10 protein-coding genes and 1 pseudogene are annotated in these 15,581 nt (G+C 70.2%); 4 read left to right on the top strand and 7 right to left on the bottom strand.

The window, feature by feature from the left end:
- A pseudogene (locus CAP_RS52950) lies at positions 1-1,491 on the top strand (hypothetical protein); the annotation flags it as partial.
- A 258-nt stretch (positions 1,492-1,749) separates the two neighbouring features.
- Here CAP_RS52950 and CAP_RS51420 read toward each other — a convergent pair.
- From CAP_RS51420 to CAP_RS37820, 5 genes are all read right to left on the bottom strand, one after another.
- A complete protein-coding gene (locus tag CAP_RS51420; RefSeq protein WP_156041499.1) occupies positions 1,750-2,121 on the bottom strand; it encodes a hypothetical protein in 372 nt (123 codons plus the stop codon).
- 90 nt (positions 2,122-2,211) lie between these two features.
- Complete coding sequence (locus CAP_RS37835; protein WP_044250022.1) at positions 2,212-6,504, bottom strand: DUF6531 domain-containing protein; 4,293 nt, start codon at positions 6,502-6,504, stop codon at positions 2,212-2,214.
- Positions 6,494-7,519, bottom strand: coding sequence for a DUF2169 family type VI secretion system accessory protein (locus tag CAP_RS37830; RefSeq protein WP_052376696.1), 1,026 nt, complete (start codon positions 7,517-7,519; stop codon positions 6,494-6,496). The genes CAP_RS37835 and CAP_RS37830 overlap by 11 nt, the downstream gene beginning before the upstream one ends.
- Before the next feature lie 24 nt (positions 7,520-7,543).
- Positions 7,544-9,964: a type VI secretion system Vgr family protein gene (locus CAP_RS37825; protein ID WP_052376695.1), complete on the bottom strand. Its 2,421-nt coding sequence runs from the start codon at positions 9,962-9,964 to the stop codon at positions 7,544-7,546.
- A gap of 309 nt (positions 9,965-10,273) precedes the next feature.
- Positions 10,274-11,029 carry an SDR family oxidoreductase gene (locus tag CAP_RS37820; RefSeq protein ID WP_044250021.1) on the bottom strand — a complete coding sequence of 252 codons (756 nt, stop codon included), beginning with the start codon at positions 11,027-11,029 and terminating at the stop codon, positions 10,274-10,276.
- A gap of 225 nt (positions 11,030-11,254) precedes the next feature.
- Between CAP_RS37820 and CAP_RS37815 the strand changes: the two genes are divergently transcribed.
- Entirely contained in the window at positions 11,255-12,262 is a 1,008-nt protein-coding gene (locus CAP_RS37815) for a GlxA family transcriptional regulator (RefSeq protein WP_044250020.1), read from the top strand.
- Positions 12,263-12,363: 101 nt separating this feature from the next.
- On the opposite strand, the gene CAP_RS37810 is transcribed toward CAP_RS37815, so the two are convergent.
- Positions 12,364-12,807, bottom strand: coding sequence for a M35 family metalloendopeptidase (locus CAP_RS37810; protein WP_044250018.1), 444 nt, complete (start codon positions 12,805-12,807; stop codon positions 12,364-12,366).
- Positions 12,808-12,966: 159 nt separating this feature from the next.
- Between CAP_RS37810 and CAP_RS37805 the strand changes: the two genes are divergently transcribed.
- Positions 12,967-13,509: a hypothetical protein gene (locus CAP_RS37805; protein WP_052376694.1), complete on the top strand. Its 543-nt coding sequence runs from the start codon at positions 12,967-12,969 to the stop codon at positions 13,507-13,509.
- 134 nt (positions 13,510-13,643) lie between these two features.
- Complete coding sequence (locus tag CAP_RS37800) at positions 13,644-14,360, top strand: AgmX/PglI C-terminal domain-containing protein (protein WP_044250016.1); 717 nt, start codon at positions 13,644-13,646, stop codon at positions 14,358-14,360.
- Positions 14,361-14,391: 31 nt separating this feature from the next.
- On the opposite strand, the gene CAP_RS37795 is transcribed toward CAP_RS37800, so the two are convergent.
- The coding region (locus CAP_RS37795; RefSeq protein ID WP_044250015.1) for a poly(A) polymerase at positions 14,392-15,581 on the bottom strand (1,190 nt) is incomplete at its 5' end.

Here is a 15,581-nt window from a genome sequence, read left to right as displayed (position 1 = left end):
GCTGTTGCCGAGCGCGCCAGCAAGGCCCGCGAGGACCTCCCCCTCCTCTGCGACACCCTCTGGATCGACACCGACCGCGCCCTCTGCACCCTCGTCTGGCGCGGCCGCCTCGCCCTGAGCCACCCCGAGGAAGCCGGCCGCATCGCCATCACCGCCGAGCGCGCCAGCGCCGCCTCCGCGCCCCACGTCGCTGACGGCGCCTCCCCGGCCACCATCACCGAAGCCCCTCCCACCCAGCACCGGTACCCTGGCGCCCGCCTCCCCGAGCCTGCCGGGAGCAGCCCCAGAGGCCTCACCATCACCGACCCCGACGAGGCCGACGACGAGATCATCCGCACCCTCAATGCCCCCATCGCCAGCGCCCAGCCCATCAACGTCCTCCCCTTCGCTGCCTCCCTCCCGGAGCCGCGCCCAGCCCCCATGCCCCTCCCGGGCGACGTCGCCCTCCCTCCGTCGGGCCACGCCATCGCGCCTCCCTCGCTCGTGCGCCCTTCCCCCAGCGGCGACCCTTCCGGCCCCGGCTTCCTCCCTGCGTACCCCGCCGGCCTCGACGCCGTGCCGGACCCTGCGAAGAAGGCCTCCATCGGCCAGATGGCCATGTTCGGCTCGGCCTCCTCGCCGCTTCCCGACCTCCCGGCCGCGCCCGTACAAGCGAGCGCGCCACGCCAGGCCCCTGCCGCAGCGCCTGCCCACCCTGCCCGCGAGGTGATCGACCTCCTCTGGTTCAACCCCGCCTCGATGCTCCGCATCCGCAAGCATCCCGCCTGGAAGGACCTCCTCGCCGACGTCAAACCGCGCCCCGACGACGAGGATCTCGACGACGACGCCCCCCAGGGCAAGCGCCCCTCCGCCAAGGACCGCCGCGACATCCTCGCCATCCTCGCCCGCGGCAAGCCCCTGACCGTCGACGCCCTCGATCAGGTCATCGCCGACGCCATCGGCGACGACGGCGCCTTCACGCCGCCGCTCGCCCTGGTCGCCGGCGAGCTGGAGCTGCTCTTCGACGAGGTCGAGACCCTGAAGGCCCTCGTCGCTGCCGTCAGTCCTCTCGCAGTGCGCGACAAGCGGCTCAAGGATGCCGTGGACGCGATCCATGAAGCCTTCAAGATGCCCTGGGTCCAGGGCGCCACGAGCGTCGTCGAGGGAATGACTGCCCAGCTCAAGGACGCGCTCGCTCAGAGCGCCAAGGAGGTGAACCTGCGGACGATCGACGCGCACGTGGAGCGCGCGCTGCTAGAGAACCGGCTTTTTCAGAAGCGAATGGTCATGTCGCAGACGCGCATTCGCACCCTCCTTCACGCCCCCGGAGGAGGCGCACGGGTGGCCGCTTTCGTGCCTGAGAGTGTCGGGAAAGAGCTACCGGCATGTGTTCGCTTCGGGGCGCGAGTGATGGCGGAGCTGCGACTCTCTCCTGACCATCGCGACAAAGCAATGCTACGGGTGATCGCCGTGAGCGGTGTGATCAGGAACTGGCGCTCCGGTTGGCGTTGATGTGAATCGTTCTCCGGTGCTGCATAGGTCAAATGCGAACTTCGGTGCCAGAATGTGCCTTGCTCTCATCCTGTTCCGCTGGGGTCAGGCTCGACGCCCGGAGGCGCGTCCGGCACGCCTGTAGTTTTAGAGTACAGCTTTGGAATTCGGGAAAGCCTCAATCATCGACTCGGATGAGCGCTTGATTAGAATTTGTTTTGATAACGAGCTTGCCAGCTCAGGCCGTGTCTTTTGAAGCCGATGACACCTTCTTGTAGCCTATACAGGTTCATTGGTAAACACGACACAGACGTCTCCAACGTCCCCGTCTCGAGCCGTCTTGACCATAAAACGCCTTCCAGGATAGTCTGCTGCGAGCTTCGCAGCCCATGAATGCTCCAGGATAGCGGCGAACTCGTCTTCATGGTCGGGTTGAAGAGACTCTTCATCCCCCAGTAGTCCCTCGACTGGAAATAGATTCATCCAGTACTGAGCCTCGGTCTCGTCAAATCCCTGAGCGCGTAGCTCTTTTAGCTTCAAATCTGAATATTGTGCAACGAGGAACACTCGTCCGTCGATCTCGACGAAGTCAGGCCAGATGAGTCTCGCGAGCGCAATCACGACATCGGCGGACAACCGCGCCGTCTTCATCGTTGCATGTACGTAATCAGCCAGTGAGAATGAGCCAGGGGGGTTGGAAGAACGCCATCGCTCATAGTCAGACAGAACCGCTTGCATACCTCACCCACCTCCAGGTATCTCGTCAGGTTTCGCTGGTCGAACTGTTGGCCTACCTGGGATGGCTTTACCATCCGGCGTGGTATTCAACTTGTTCTCCTTTACGTTCGGTCGAGGAATATCGTAGTGGGGCTTGCCCGAGCCTCGATATTGCTTGAACGTCCCATCCCCATTGTGAGTAGTGTATTGGCCTTCAGGCCCAGGCTTCTCGATGATTGTGTGCGGCCTTCCCTCCGCCTCAGGCAATGGGTCCGGCGGACGGTTGCGTGCTTTCTTTTGACTTCCATTGCCATCGCTCGGGCAGTCGGATTGCAAACCCAAGGGATCCACCTTGAAGCTCGGAGCACCATCGAACCCGGACAGGTTATCGCCACCGGCGTATCCAAGCGGATCCGGGCTGCACCACCGCCCCACCTCCGGGTCGAAGTACCGGAACCGCGTGTAGCAGAGCCCCGTCTCTTCATCCGCGTACTGCCCCAGCAGCCGGAACGGGCTCTCCACCGCCTGCTTCTGCTGCGCGGCCGGATCCCTCCACACCTCCACCACCCGGCCCCACGCCGAGTGCGCCGCCGACCAGGCCACCCGCCCATCGGGCCCCACCAACTCCTTGGGCATCCCCAGGTGGTCGTTCACCACCGCGAACACCTGTCCCTGCTCTGACTGCAGCAGCGGCACGAACGTCCCCGGAACGTGCACGAATACCCGCACTCCCCGGGCGCGCTCCAGGTCCGCGGCCAGCTCGTCCCCATCCCAGACGAAGTCGACCACGCGCGCCGCGGTCTCCGCGCCGTCGGGGACCACCTCTTTCCGCACCCGCCGCCCGAAGGCATCGTACGAGAACCGCACCCGCGTCCCGTCGGGCTGGCGCACCTCCCGCAGCCGGTCCCGGCAATCCCACGTGTAGGCCGTCGCTGCCGCCTCGGCGCCCTCGTCGCGGCTCCCCAGGGCGAGCTTCACCACCCGCCGCCCGCGCGCGTCGTAGGTGTACTTCGCGCGCTCCGTCTGCTCCAGCAGGTTCCCGGGCGCCACCTCCCACGCGGCGCCGCCCACCTCGGCCTCCAGGCCCGCCAGCATCTTCCGCAGCGAGCCCCCGGCGTCGTAGGCGAACACCTCGCGCAGGGAGCCCCGCTGGGCCTCCACGAGCTGGTCGATCCGGTCGTACCGGTACGTCGTCGCGCCCCAGCGCCCGTCCTGGATCTGCGTCACGCGGCCCAGCGCGTCGTAGCTCCATGCCCGCGTGATCACGCTCTTCGCGATCTCCGTCCCCGGAGCCGACGCCGCCACCTGCTGCTCGATCAAGCGGTCCATGGCGTCGTACTGGCTCTGGATCGACACCGGCCCGCCGACGCTACCTCGCCAGCGCTCGCGCCCGAGCACGTCGCGCTCGATGTCCAGCCGGTAGCCGTCGTGCTCCACGCCGACCAGTGCGTCGAGTGCGTCGTGCGCGTAGTGCGTCGTCGCCCCGTTCGGCAGCACCCGCTTCGTCCGGCGCCCCCGCGCGTCGTACGCGAACCGCACGGCCTTGTCGCCCTGGCGCTCCGTCACGATCCGCCCGAACGCATCCCGCTCGAACATGGTGACGACCTTGCGCTCCCCCTCCTCCACGACCGCGGCGAGCATGCGCCCCAGCGCGTCGCGGGGGTAGGTCGCCATCCCGTCGCTCGAATGCTCCAGGATGATGTTGCCCAGGCGATCGTGGTTGAAGGCCCGGAAGCTCCCGTCGGGGTAATCGATCCGCGCCAGGTGGCCGGCCTTCGTATAGCCGTACCGCAGCACCCGCCCGTCGAAGGTCCGCTCCGTCACCAGACGACCCGCGGCGTCGTACGTGAAGGCGTACACCTCCCCGAGCGGGTTCTCGATCTCGCGCAGCCGCTCCTTCGACGTGTACCGGAACGACCAGCACCCGCCGTCGGGCTGCGTCACCCGGGTGAGCACCCCCGTCCCGGCGTACTCCATCCGCGTCACCTGCCCGAGCGCATCCGTCACAGAGGCCACGTTGCCCTGCGCGTCGTAGGTCTGCCGCGTGGTGGATCCGTCGGGTTGCTGCAGCTCCACGGGCCGCCCGAGCCGGTCGTACGTGAGCCGGGTCGTCCTCCCGAGCGCGTCCGTCATCGCGGTGGGGCGCCCGAGCCCGTCGTACGTGAACGCCGTCCGCGCGCCGCGCGCGTCGGTCTCGGCGATCACGTTGTGCTGCCGGTCGTACTCGTACTGCACCACCGGGCCCTCCGGCCCCGCGATCGCCGAGAGGCGCCCCCGCGCGTCGTGGGAGAGCGCGTACGTCACCCCGGTCGGAAACCGCACCTCGACCAGGTTCCCCTGGGCGTCGTGCCCGTAGGTGGTCTCCAGCCCGTCGGGCCCCGTGCGCGCCACCGGCCGGTCCCCCTCGTAGCGCCACGCCGTCGCGTTGCCCGCGGCGTCCACCACCCGCAGCAGGTGGCCCCGCGCATCGCGCTCGAACCGGGTGGCGTCCCCGGCCCCGTTGCGCTCCTCGACCACGAACAGATCGGCGTCGTACACGCGCTCGGCCAGGACCTCCCCGGTCGTGGTTTCCTCGCGCGTCACCAGCCCCGCGTCGTTCCAGGTGTAGACCTTCGGCTCCTCGCTCTCCGCCAGCGTGGTCCCCGCCCCGAGGTCCGCGTACAGCGCCACCTCGTGCAGGCCGTCGGGGCCCCACGTCTTCACGCACCGCCCGCTCTCGTCGTCGTAGGCGTACTGGAAGCACACCCCGTTCTTGAGCCTGGCGAGCACCATCCGGTCGGAGCCGTCGTACTCGTACGCCTCCTCGCCCCCCACCGCGTCGACCACGGCCGCCAGGGTGCCCGCCTTCGCGTACCGGTACGCGACCGACTGCGCGACCTGCCCCTCCACCCACGCGTCGAGCCGCGTGAGCCGGCCGCCCTCCCAGGTGCAGACCACCTCGCGCCCCGTCGTGTCCACCACGCGCGCGAGCACGCCCCCCGCGTGGTGGAGCCGGATCGCGTTGCCGCTCGCGTCCTCGATCGCGGAGAGCAGCGCCTTCGGACCTGTCCCCTCGAAGACGCGGGTCAGGCGCTTCTCGGGGTCGTGGACGCGGTAGGTCCCGTCGCCGCCGACCCGCAGCTCCAGCCGCTCCCGCCGGTGGAACGAGGCGCCACCGGCCTCCACCTTGTCGAAGTGGATCCACCGCCCCTCGCCGTCGCGCAGCGCGAGGGAAGCCTCCCTCTCCTCGATCCACTGCTCCAGGCTGAACGACCACCCGGGCCCCAGGGCCGCGTCGCGGTGGTCGCGCCGTGACGCCGCATAGCGGCGCTCGATGACCAGCGGGATGACCCCGGGCAAGGACAGGTCCGTCGCCTCATCGACGACCTCTCCCGTGGCCACGTCGACGGGGTGCCCCTCGGCGGTGCAATCCTTCTTCGACGAGCACGACGAATCCCCGGGCTTGTCGGGGCCGTCGCCCTTCCCGGCGTTCGCGTCGCCCTTGCCGCCGCTCCCCCCGTTGACCTCCACGCCATCCGTCTGCTTCGCGCCCTGCTGGGCAGCCTCTTCGGTGCCCTCCCTGGTGGTCCGCGCGGCGACCTCCTCGGCGGTTTCTCGCGTGATGCGTTGCGTGCCCTTCTCCGCGGCTGTCCCGAGGGCGGCCTTGCCAGCCCTGGCGGCCAGCCTCCCGCCCGTCGCCGCGGCGCCCGCGAAGGGGATCATCCCGGCCGCCGAGATGGCCGCGTTCGCGTAGTCCCCCTCCGCGAGGTAGATGGCCGCGTTCAGCCCGTCGGCGATCTCGCCGACGCCAGGGATGAACCCCGCCACATCCAGCCCGGCATGAACCCACCCCGAGGCGTCGTCCCACCAGCTCTTCTCCGCCTCCTCCCGCATCGCATCGAGATCGACGAGCGGCCCCACGCCGGGCTCCACGCCGTCGGGCAGGAAGACCACCTCGCCGAAGGTGTTGCCGAGCCCGTCGGGGCCGTCGCAGTTCATCCAGTAGTGCGAGGAGCGGTAGATGACGTAGCTCCCCTCGGCCCGCACCGTGGTGCTGTGGGTGATGGGCCGGCAGTACCCGAGGTTCACCCCGCTGTTGATGCCACCGTCGGTCCCCTCCTCGTCGCCCTCGACGCGCTCGATCCGGCTCGCCATCGTGCTGGTATCGAAGGCCTTCATCTGCACCGTCGTCGCGTCGCTGACGCTGTCGGTCAGACGGGCGCGGATGCGGTAGGGGATCGGGATCGACTCGTCCCCGACGGGGGTCAGGCACACGTCGTCCTGGATGGAGACGACCCAGAAATTGCCCGACTTGCGCGTGCCCTCGTTATCGGCCACGGGTGCCTCCTCCTGGCGCCGCCATGCAAGCCTCCAGCGCCCGGATCGGCCGCCGCTTGCTGAAGACCCCGCGCCACGTCAGGTACAGCCGCCCCTCGGGCACGTCGATCATCAAGGTGTCGAGCAGCATCGGCACCACCGCGCGCGATCCCGTCTCCAGCAGCGCGATCAGGCCCAGCTCGTACCCCGGCAAGGTGAACGCGAGCTGCCCGTCCGGGTGCAGGTTCTCCAGCACCACCACCTCGTTCCCCCGCAGGTACCCGGGGTACACCAGATCGGGGTGGGCGCTGTTGTAGAACCGGTAGTCGAAGTCGAGCGGTGCACGCGGCCACCGCTCCTCGCGCCAGGCCTGATCGTACGTCCCCGCGCACGCCCGCCGGGGCATCCAGGCGCGCGGGATGGGGCCGAGGCCTTCCGGCGCGAGCACCTGCCCGAGCTCCGTGACGGGCGCCTCGGGCGACTCGATCCGCGGAGCCTCCACGGTGACGTCCGTCGGCGTCTTCCCCTCGGGCACGTAGCCCCTCCCGAGCGGGTTCTGCGCGAAGGTCGCGCGCTCCCCCCAGGCGTCCTGGAAGGTGCCCCCGAAGGCGTGCTCGTACCGGATGGGCACCTCGGCGCAGGGTTCTGGCTCCGTCAGGCGGTACGCATCCCCCTCGCGCACCCAGCGCCGCGGCCCCGTCACCCGGAGCGCCTTCTCCACCTTGCCGACCCTGGCCCGCACCAGCCACGCCGGCGTCGGCCACCCCCCGGGCGCGTGCGCCGTGGCGTTGACGTGGATGTCGGTCTTCGGCTTGAAGGGCGCCAGGTCCCCCTCCATCCGTAGGCTCGACGTGTGCCGGTCTCCGTGGAACACGTCCGCGCCCGCGACTTGCGGCTGCTCCGGCGTGAGCGCCGCGACGCCGCCCGGGTGAATCGTGAAGGCCCCGCGCAGCACGAAGACCCCGAACGCGCGCCCCTCGGGATCCTCGCCGCTGAACATGAAGGGCCAGAAGCGGGTGTAGTTCCGGACGATCATCGGTGCCCCTGTCCGCGCCCTGGCTCAGTTGAGATCGATGACTTCGCCGTTGATGTCCACCGGCCCCGTCGCGGTGATCTCCACGGCGTCGCCCTTCACCTGCACTACCTTGGCCTCCACGGCCACCGCGTCGCCCGCCTTCACGACCACGACCGACCCCCCGGTGGTGATGATCGTCACGCCCGCGGTGTTGGTGATGGTCACCCCGGCCGAGGTCTCGATGTTCGTGGCGGCGGTGATCTTGATGTTGGCCCCCGCGCTCATGCTGATGTTCGCGCCGGCGTTGATCGAGATGTTCCCCTGCACCGTCAGGTCGACGTCGGGGCCGTTCATGGTGAGCACCGACTCGCCCGTGGTCTGCGAGATGAACCGGTCCGACATGGCCGTCCCGGTGGGCGCGATCTGGGGCGGTGGCTCTGCGGGCTGGGCGATGGTGACCGTGTGCTGCTTGCCCACCAGCGTCGAGTCGACGGCGCCGATCGTCGCCGCGCGGTTGTTTCCGACGCTGATGGTGCGGTTCACCCCCGTCTTCTCGGTCTCGTTGTTCTTGGTGAGCTTGGTGAGGTCCTTCTGCGCCTGGATGTTGACGAGTTCCTTCCCTGCCGCGTCGTCGAACATGATCTCGTTGTAGCCACCGCCGCCGGGTGTCGAGTTGCTCTTCCAGCCGCTCTGCGTCTTCTTGTCGGGCAGCTTGTACGGCACCTTCTGCAGGTTCGTGTACACCCGCCCCACGATGATCGGCCGGTCCGGGTCGCCCCCGAGGAAGTCCACGATCACCTCCTGCCCCACCCGCGGCAGGTTGATCCCTCCGTACCCGGCGCCGCTCCAGGGCTGGCTCACGTGGATCCAGCAGGAGCTCTTGTCGTTCATCTGGCTCTCGCGGTCCCAGTGGAAGTGCACCCGCACCCGCCCGAACTCGTCGCAGTGGATCTCTTCCCCCGGCGGACCCACCACCGTCGCGCTCTCCACCCCGTTCGTCTTCGGCTTCGGCGCCCCGAGGGCCGGCCGGTACGGCGCGTCTGCGCTCACGGCCTCGCAGTGCTGCATCCACTCGCCGCGCTGCGCCCCGCTCAGACTGCTCTCCACGACGAGGAGCTTCTTGCCGGCCCCCACCTCCGACTTGGGATGATCGATCATGCTCATCACCACCCCAGGGGCCAGGTCGTGGGCGTTGGTCGCGAAGGAGCAGACCTGCCTCGTGGCCCGCTTCGCCTCCAGCCGCTTCTGCGCCAGCGCCTCTCCTTCCTTCTCGTCCGCGCGCGTCTTCCCCCTGTCGTCGGCGACCGGCGTGTCCTCCCCCTTGTCGGACTGGAACAGGAACGAGCCAGGCACGTAGTGGAACCGCTCGAACTTCGACTCGGAGCTGGCCTTGGCGTCCTCCGCCGTCTTCAGCAGCTTGTAGCTCGGCGGCCGCCGGTAATCGTGGTCCCGCAGCGTGTAGCGGCCCGGGCGTGTCCGCTGCCCGACGCGCACGCCCGTCACGTGCTCTTTCCCTGCAGCCGTCGAGGTGTCGTCGTGGAACCAGATCGCTCCTCGCGAAGGGTTCGACTGCGGCGCGTCCGAGAGCACCAGTGTCGAGCCCCCGGAGGGCGAGAAGTAGAACGAGATTCCGACGTCCTCCAGCATCCGACAGATGAAGGCGAAGTCGCTCTCCCCGTACTGCACGCGGTACTTCCGCGGCTTGTAGGACCCGGTGATCTTCTCCTCGAACGGGATCGACCACTCGCCAAGCAGCTTCTTCACGATGTCCAGCTCCGACTCCTGCTGGAACATGCGGTGGTTGCGCCGCTGGGTCAGCTCCCACAGCGAGGGGACGATGCTCAGCTCGTAGGTGGACTCGCCGTCTTCCTCCGCGCGGAGCTGCTGGATGTGGTTGCAGATCCCCGCCCAGGTCCGGGTATGGCTCCCGCTGCTCAGCGTGAAGCTCGCGTCCTGACCCACCACTCCCTCGAAACTGATGTCGGGATTCTTGCAGTGGACGATGAGGGTGACGTTGAAGAGCGAGGAGATCCGCTCGTGGACCGAGAACTGATGCACGGTGAGCGTGTCATCCGAGGCGATCTGTGCCTCGAGCGTCGCCTCGGCGTCCCCCGCCGAGCCGCCTGCGCCTCCTCCCGCCCCGTCCACGCCAGAGGGCTGCGTCGCGCGCACTGCGGCCGAGAACGCCTCGTCCATGGCCGCGCCCAGGGAGCGCATCGCCTGCTGCACATCTCCGCGCAGGTCCCGAGCCGTTCCTGACGCGTCCTCGTTCGAGCCCGCGTCCTCCGCGCTGCGCGGCCCTCCGCGTGGCTGCGCGAGTTCGGCAAGCCCGAGCAGCCCACCTGCGCTTCGCGGGCTGAGCCTGGCCACCGCGTCACCCCCTCCGGCATCGGGACGACGAGGGGTGTCGATGGCGTCGTCATCGCTCGTATCGGGAGCGCGGGGCGGTCTGGAATCGGAGCTCATGCTGGAGTCCTCTCGGAGACGAACGGGTGCCCACCCGGCGCGCGACGTGGCTGCGCAACGCGCGGCCAGGACAGGCGGCGTGCGGTCGAAGAGGGGGTGGAAGAGGAGGGAGAACGAACGCGCACGGATGCGCGCCGAGACGATAACGGCATCCTTCTTACTCTGTATGGACCACGACCAGCGCGACGCCGTCAAGCTGTCCACATGGCTCCCTCGGGTCCCGCTCCCCACCGACATCGACACGCGTACACCTCGGTGCAGCTCCGCTACCCCGTGGACCCAGTGGCTCGGTACCGCAGCGCCCCGCCCTCAGCCCCCCTTCTTCTGCCGCCCGAACCACGCCTCGAACGTCGTCTCTCCGATCCGCGGCCCGTCGCCTGGCACGAGCGACCTCTCGTCCACCGCCGCCCCGAAGTACCCCGCCCCTTCATCCGCCACCACCTTCCGCGCATCCCCCGACGCCGTCAGGTACCGCTGCACCATCTCGGCGATGCCTGCCCGTTCGGGCCCGGCGATCTCGATCCTCCCGCCCGCTGGCGCTGCCACGGCCACGTCGGCCAGGAGGGTGGCCACGTCGTCCGACGCGATGGGCTGCATCGGCGCGGGCGTCAGCCGCACCGTGTCCCCTTGCGTACCCAGGTGGGCGATGCTGGGGAGGAACTCGAAGAACTGCGTCGCCCGCACGATTGTGTACGGGATCGTCCCCGCCTCGATCAGCGTCTCCTGGGCCATCTTTGCCCGGAAGTAACCGCTCTCCAGGAGGCGCTCGGTTCCCACCACCGACAGCGCCACGTGGTGCTTCACGCCTGCCGCGGCTTCTGCGGCGAGCAGGTTCCGCCCGGAGGTCTCGAAGAAGTCCAGCACGGCCTTGTCCTCGAAGGACGGCGAGTTCGCCACGTCGACGACCACCTCGGTGCCGGCGAGCGCCTCGGCCAGCCCTTCGCCCGTGAGGGTGTTGACGCCTGACGAAGGGGACGCGGCCACCACCTCGTGGCCACCTCGACGGAGGTGCGCGACCAGCTTCGACCCGATGAGCCCACTACCACCGATGACGACGATCTTCATGGTTCGATCCTGACTCTCCACGCACGAGGGGATGGTTGCGGTGCTGCGTTGCGGCGCCTCGTGGTGCCTCGTGCCGTTGACGCCTCACGCCGCCGCGCGACGCCTCGTGCCGTTGACGCCTCACGCCGCCACGCGACGCCTCGTGCCGTTGACATCTCACGCGGCCGCCCCCCGCTGCCCCGTGCCGTTGACGTCTCACTCTAGGCGTGGGAGGGCCGGACCGTCATGACAACAAACCCTGGTTTTCTGCCACCGCTGCGGGGAGCGCGGCAGGTGCTGTTCGTGGCTTTCCACGACATGGGGTTGCTGGACCTGACCGGACCCCAGACCGTGTTCTGGGCCGCGTCGAAGACCCTGGAGGCGCGCGGGTTGCCCGGGTACGACCGCCATACCGTCAGCCTGGAGGGGGGGCTCGTGCGCTCGGCGGAGGGCGTCGCGCTCCAGACTGCGCGGCTCTCCGACTTCGCCGATGCTGCGGTCGACACCCTCATCGTCCCGGGGTCGGTCGCGATCGAGCAGGTCCTCGACCGCGCCGAGCCGCTCGTGGCGTGGCTGCGCCAGGCCTCCGCGCGGGCGCGGCGCACCGCCTCCGTGTGCAGCGGCGCCTTCCTGCTGGCCCAGGCGGGGCTGCTCGATCACAAGCGCGCCGCGACGCACTGGTTCCTGTGCGACCGCCTCCAGGAGCGCTTCCCGAGCATCGAGATCGACCGCGAGGTCATCTTCGTGCGCGAGGGCGAGACCTGGACCTCGGCGGGCGTCAGCGCTGGCATCGACCTGGCCCTGGCGCTCGTCGAGGCGGACTGCGGGCACGACGTCGCCATGGAGGTCGCGCGTGAGCTGGTCGTCTACCTCAAGCGCCCGGGTGGCCAGTCCCAGTTCAGCGAGCTGCTCCAGGCGCAGGCTCAGGAGAGCGCCGCCTTCGAGGAGCTGCACCTCTGGATCGCGAACAACCTCGACCGCGAGCACCTCTCCGTGGAGCTTCTGGCCGAGAGGGTCCACATGAGCCCGCGCAACTTCGCGCGCGTCTACAAGCAGACCACGGGCCGCACGCCTGCGAAGGCCGTCGAGCACTTCCGGCTGGAGGCGGCGAAGCGGCTCCTGGAGCACGCGACGCGCAACATCGACCAGATCGCGCAGCAGTGCGGCTTCGGCGACGAGGAGCGCATGCGCGCCACCTTCCAGCGCCACCTCGGCCTCTCCCCGCGCGACTACCGCAAGCGGCTCGCCCCGTAGGTGTCCGCGCGCGTGGGAGCCCTCGGCCTGGGCCACCCACCGATCACCGCGGCTGGCGCGAGCCGCGCGTGCCCTTGCCCCGCCGGTCCTTCGTCAGCCTCTCAGCCCACGATGTTGCGATCGTAAGGCCCGTTCTGGGACATCAACCGGCACTTGCTCAGCGTGTGCTCTGCCGCGTGGTCGTTCCCGCCGGGGGCGCCGTTCAGGTGCGCGATCTCGTGGACGATGGTCCCTGCGATGGCCCAGCGCCCCATCCGGATCGCGAGTGGGGTGAGGACGATGTCCTGGGGATAGCCGGTATCCATCCAGCCCCAGTCGGTGTTGTTTGCCGGATGGTAGTTGACGTAGACGCCCAGGTTGACGATCTGCGTGAATGAGAGCCCGCGCGGCAGCGTCCTGAACTCCTGCTCGCACGACTCACACCCCAGGATCCGCGTCATCAGCAGATCGATCCCCCGTTGCACCTGGCCGACGAGGTGAGGCGGCATCGGCTGAGAGGGCGGCGGCCCGCGACGGAGGGATCTCGTGGTGTTGATGATGATCATACGGACAACCACCTGAGTGCCGCCCGGCAGGGGACGGCACTCCTGATGGGAATCTGTCTCGGCCGCCGCCGTCAACTCGGAACTTCGGGCGGCGATCCAGCCGTCGCGCGGATATAAAGGCCGACGCATGAAGCCTGGCCACCTCGGTGCAGGGCCCTGGTGGCCATCCTCTGGGTGAATGGCCTCGCCCGCGCCGAGTCCCCGGGCGCCCAGGCGCCAGCCGTGGACGTGACGCCCAAGGCCGACGCTGCCGAGATGACGAAGACCGGCGTCGAGGAGCCTCTGCGCAACTACGTGAACCTCGGCCTGGGTGGCTCGACGGCCTCCAGGGGCCTCGTCCTCTGCGCCGAGGTGGCGCCGCTCGCGGTGCTGGCCTTCGCTGCCTGCGGCAGCGGCGCGGGCGTCTTGAACGACCAGGCCAGGCCCGAGATTGCCCACTTCCGCGCCAGCCTCGCGCCCTTCTCGTGGGAGGTATCGTCGCTGTGGCTGCAGCCCAGACTTCATGCAGGCTTCGCGGAGATGCAGGTGGGGGAGGACGCCGCAGGGTTCGATTTGCGGGCACGGGAGAGACCGGGATGGCCACGGCGGGCATTCACACGGCGGGGGCTCGCGTCCCCGCCCCCCGCCGAGCAAAGCTCGTCGGGGCCTCCCACTCCGCGATCCACCCGCGGTCTCCAGAGCGTTCTGCCGCTTCGGGCCTGACGCCCTCGCCTCGGGAAGCGGACAATGTCCCCGGCCGTGTAGTTCAGGCGAGGCCAGAGCGCGGTGGCAGAGCGTGGAGCGGCCTGCCATGCGGCCCCCTTGACGTGCCCCGAGCGCACACGGAGCGTGGAGGCATGACCTCGCGCGCGTTTCCCCTTGCCCTGCTCCCGCTCCTCGCAGCCCCGGGGTGCCGCGCGGAGCCGCCCCCGGCATCGCCGGTTGCGGTCGCCGTGGTCGACCTCGGGGCCGGGTCCCCTGCGGGCACGGACAGCACCAGGACTGCGCCGGGGGCCTCAGGCGCCGCGCCCACGTCCCCGCAGCCCGCGCCTGCCGAACTGGCGCCTCCCGCCGCCGAGCCAGCGCCTCCCGCTGCCGGGCCGGCGCCTCCCGCTGCCAGACCCGCATCTCCTCACGCCGCCGACCCGCTCAGCGGGTCAGTCTTCCTTGCCGATGACTCCGAGGAGACACGGGAAGGCTTCGTCCTCGGGACGGCCGCCGCGGACAGGACCGGGGGCAGCACCGGGACGGGGCAAGGCACGACCACGGGCCCCGGGAAGCTCCCCCCGGAGGTCATCCGGCGCGTCGTGCAGCGGCACGTCGGGCGCATCCACGCTTGCTACAATAAGGCCCTCGCGAACGACCCGATGCTGGAGGGCCGCGTGACCGTGCGCTTCACCATCGGCAAGGACGGGAGCGTCACGCAGGTCCAGGACGTCGCCTCCCGCATGAAAGACATGGAGGTGGTGAGCTGCGTGCAGGCGGTCTTCAAGACCATGACCTTCCCGCAGCCCGAAGGGGGAGCGGTCACCACCACCCACTCCGTCAAGTTCATGAACCCAGAAGCGCCGTGACGGCCGGGTGCGCAGGAACCAGGCGCAGGCCTCAGCGCAGCGTGGGCACGGCCCCGCCTTCGACGTGCTCGACGTGGACCCCGTGCAAACCGGCCGCCCAGGGCCCGACCACCTTCCTGAGTTCATCGGCCGCGGGGGGCCTCTGCCCCAGCCCGACCGCGTAGCGGCAGAGGCGCGGCCCCGTGTCGAACGCGCGCGGCCAGGCCCGCAGATCCGTGACGCCCGCGCGCTCCAGGGCGGACAGGAGCGCGCGCATCCGGCCGCGCACCCGGCCCACGGCGGCAGGGAGCGCCTCGGGCCCCGGGGCCTCGACGGTGATCACCGCCCAGGCAGCGTGGCGCCGGTGCAGCGGCGGAGGCGCGCAGAGTTCTGGCAGCGGATCGCGCCCTGCGGCCAGGGCTGCCTCGACCGCCTCCCAGGCCGCGTAGAGCTCCTCGGACAGCGTCGCGAGCGCGGCCGCGCCGACGCCATCGCTGCACGAGCGCAGAGGCGGTGTCGGCGTCGCGACGCGGGCGGGATCCTCCGGCGCACCCACCGCCGGGGCCGAGGGATCCAGCGCGATCGGACGGCGCCAGTCCCAGGCCGCCCAGCTCCCGAAGAAGCTGGCCAGGAGCCGCCCTGGATCGAGGTCTGGCGCCTCGCGGACCGTGCGCGCCGAGAGCACCAGCCACGCGAGGCCCGGCAACCCGCCGAACGGCGCCGCGTCCAGGCCCTTCGCGCGCGCCCACCCCTTGACGGATCGGGCGAGCATGAGGAACGCCTCGCGGCGCCGCGTGGCCCCGGCGGGATCTGGCGCGGCCTCCACCGCCGCGAGCACCGCGTCGGCGTCCGTCACGGCGCTCAGGGCCATCGCGGCGGCCTCGCCCAGCGCGAGGCGCCGCGCGACGGCCTGCGGGGGCGGCGTCGCTCCGGCGTCGACGATCGTCAGGTCCACGTCCAGGCCGGCCGCGCAGAACTCCAGCCCAGGCACGCGGATCGCCTCCACGCGCCGCACGCGCGACCCCTCGGGCAGCGCCGAGCGCACCCGCGCCTCGACTGCGTCGAGATCGACGGGCCCCGGCAGCACGGCGACGAGGTCCAGGTCCCCGCCTGGCAGCGCGCAGCCGAGCCGCCTCGATCCCGTGACGTGGAGCACGCCCCCGGGCAGCGCCGCCTCCAGCCTGGCCACGAGCGCCGCGCTGCGCTCCGGCCTTGCGGCGCCGGGGCTTGCGGCGCCGGGGC

It is taken from the genome of Chondromyces apiculatus DSM 436, from assembly GCF_000601485.1.
In the GTDB taxonomy this organism is placed as follows: domain Bacteria; phylum Myxococcota_A; class Polyangia; order Polyangiales; family Polyangiaceae; genus Chondromyces; species Chondromyces apiculatus.
This window is presented reverse-complemented; position numbering and strand designations above follow the sequence as displayed.

Coding starts and splice junctions, on each gene's coding strand:
- CAP_RS51420 (WP_156041499.1), bottom strand. CDS start 2,121: ATGAAGACGGCGCGGTTGTCCGCCGATGTCGTGATTGCGCTCGCGAGA.
- CAP_RS37830 (WP_052376696.1), bottom strand. CDS start 7,519: ATGATCGTCCGGAACTACACCCGCTTCTGGCCCTTCATGTTCAGCGGC.
- CAP_RS37825 (WP_052376695.1), bottom strand. CDS start 9,964: ATGAGCTCCGATTCCAGACCGCCCCGCGCTCCCGATACGAGCGATGAC.
- CAP_RS37820 (WP_044250021.1), bottom strand. CDS start 11,029: ATGAAGATCGTCGTCATCGGTGGTAGTGGGCTCATCGGGTCGAAGCTG.
- CAP_RS37815 (WP_044250020.1), top strand. CDS start 11,255: ATGACAACAAACCCTGGTTTTCTGCCACCGCTGCGGGGAGCGCGGCAG.
- CAP_RS37810 (WP_044250018.1), bottom strand. CDS start 12,807: ATGATCATCATCAACACCACGAGATCCCTCCGTCGCGGGCCGCCGCCC.
- CAP_RS37800 (WP_044250016.1), top strand. CDS start 13,644: ATGACCTCGCGCGCGTTTCCCCTTGCCCTGCTCCCGCTCCTCGCAGCC.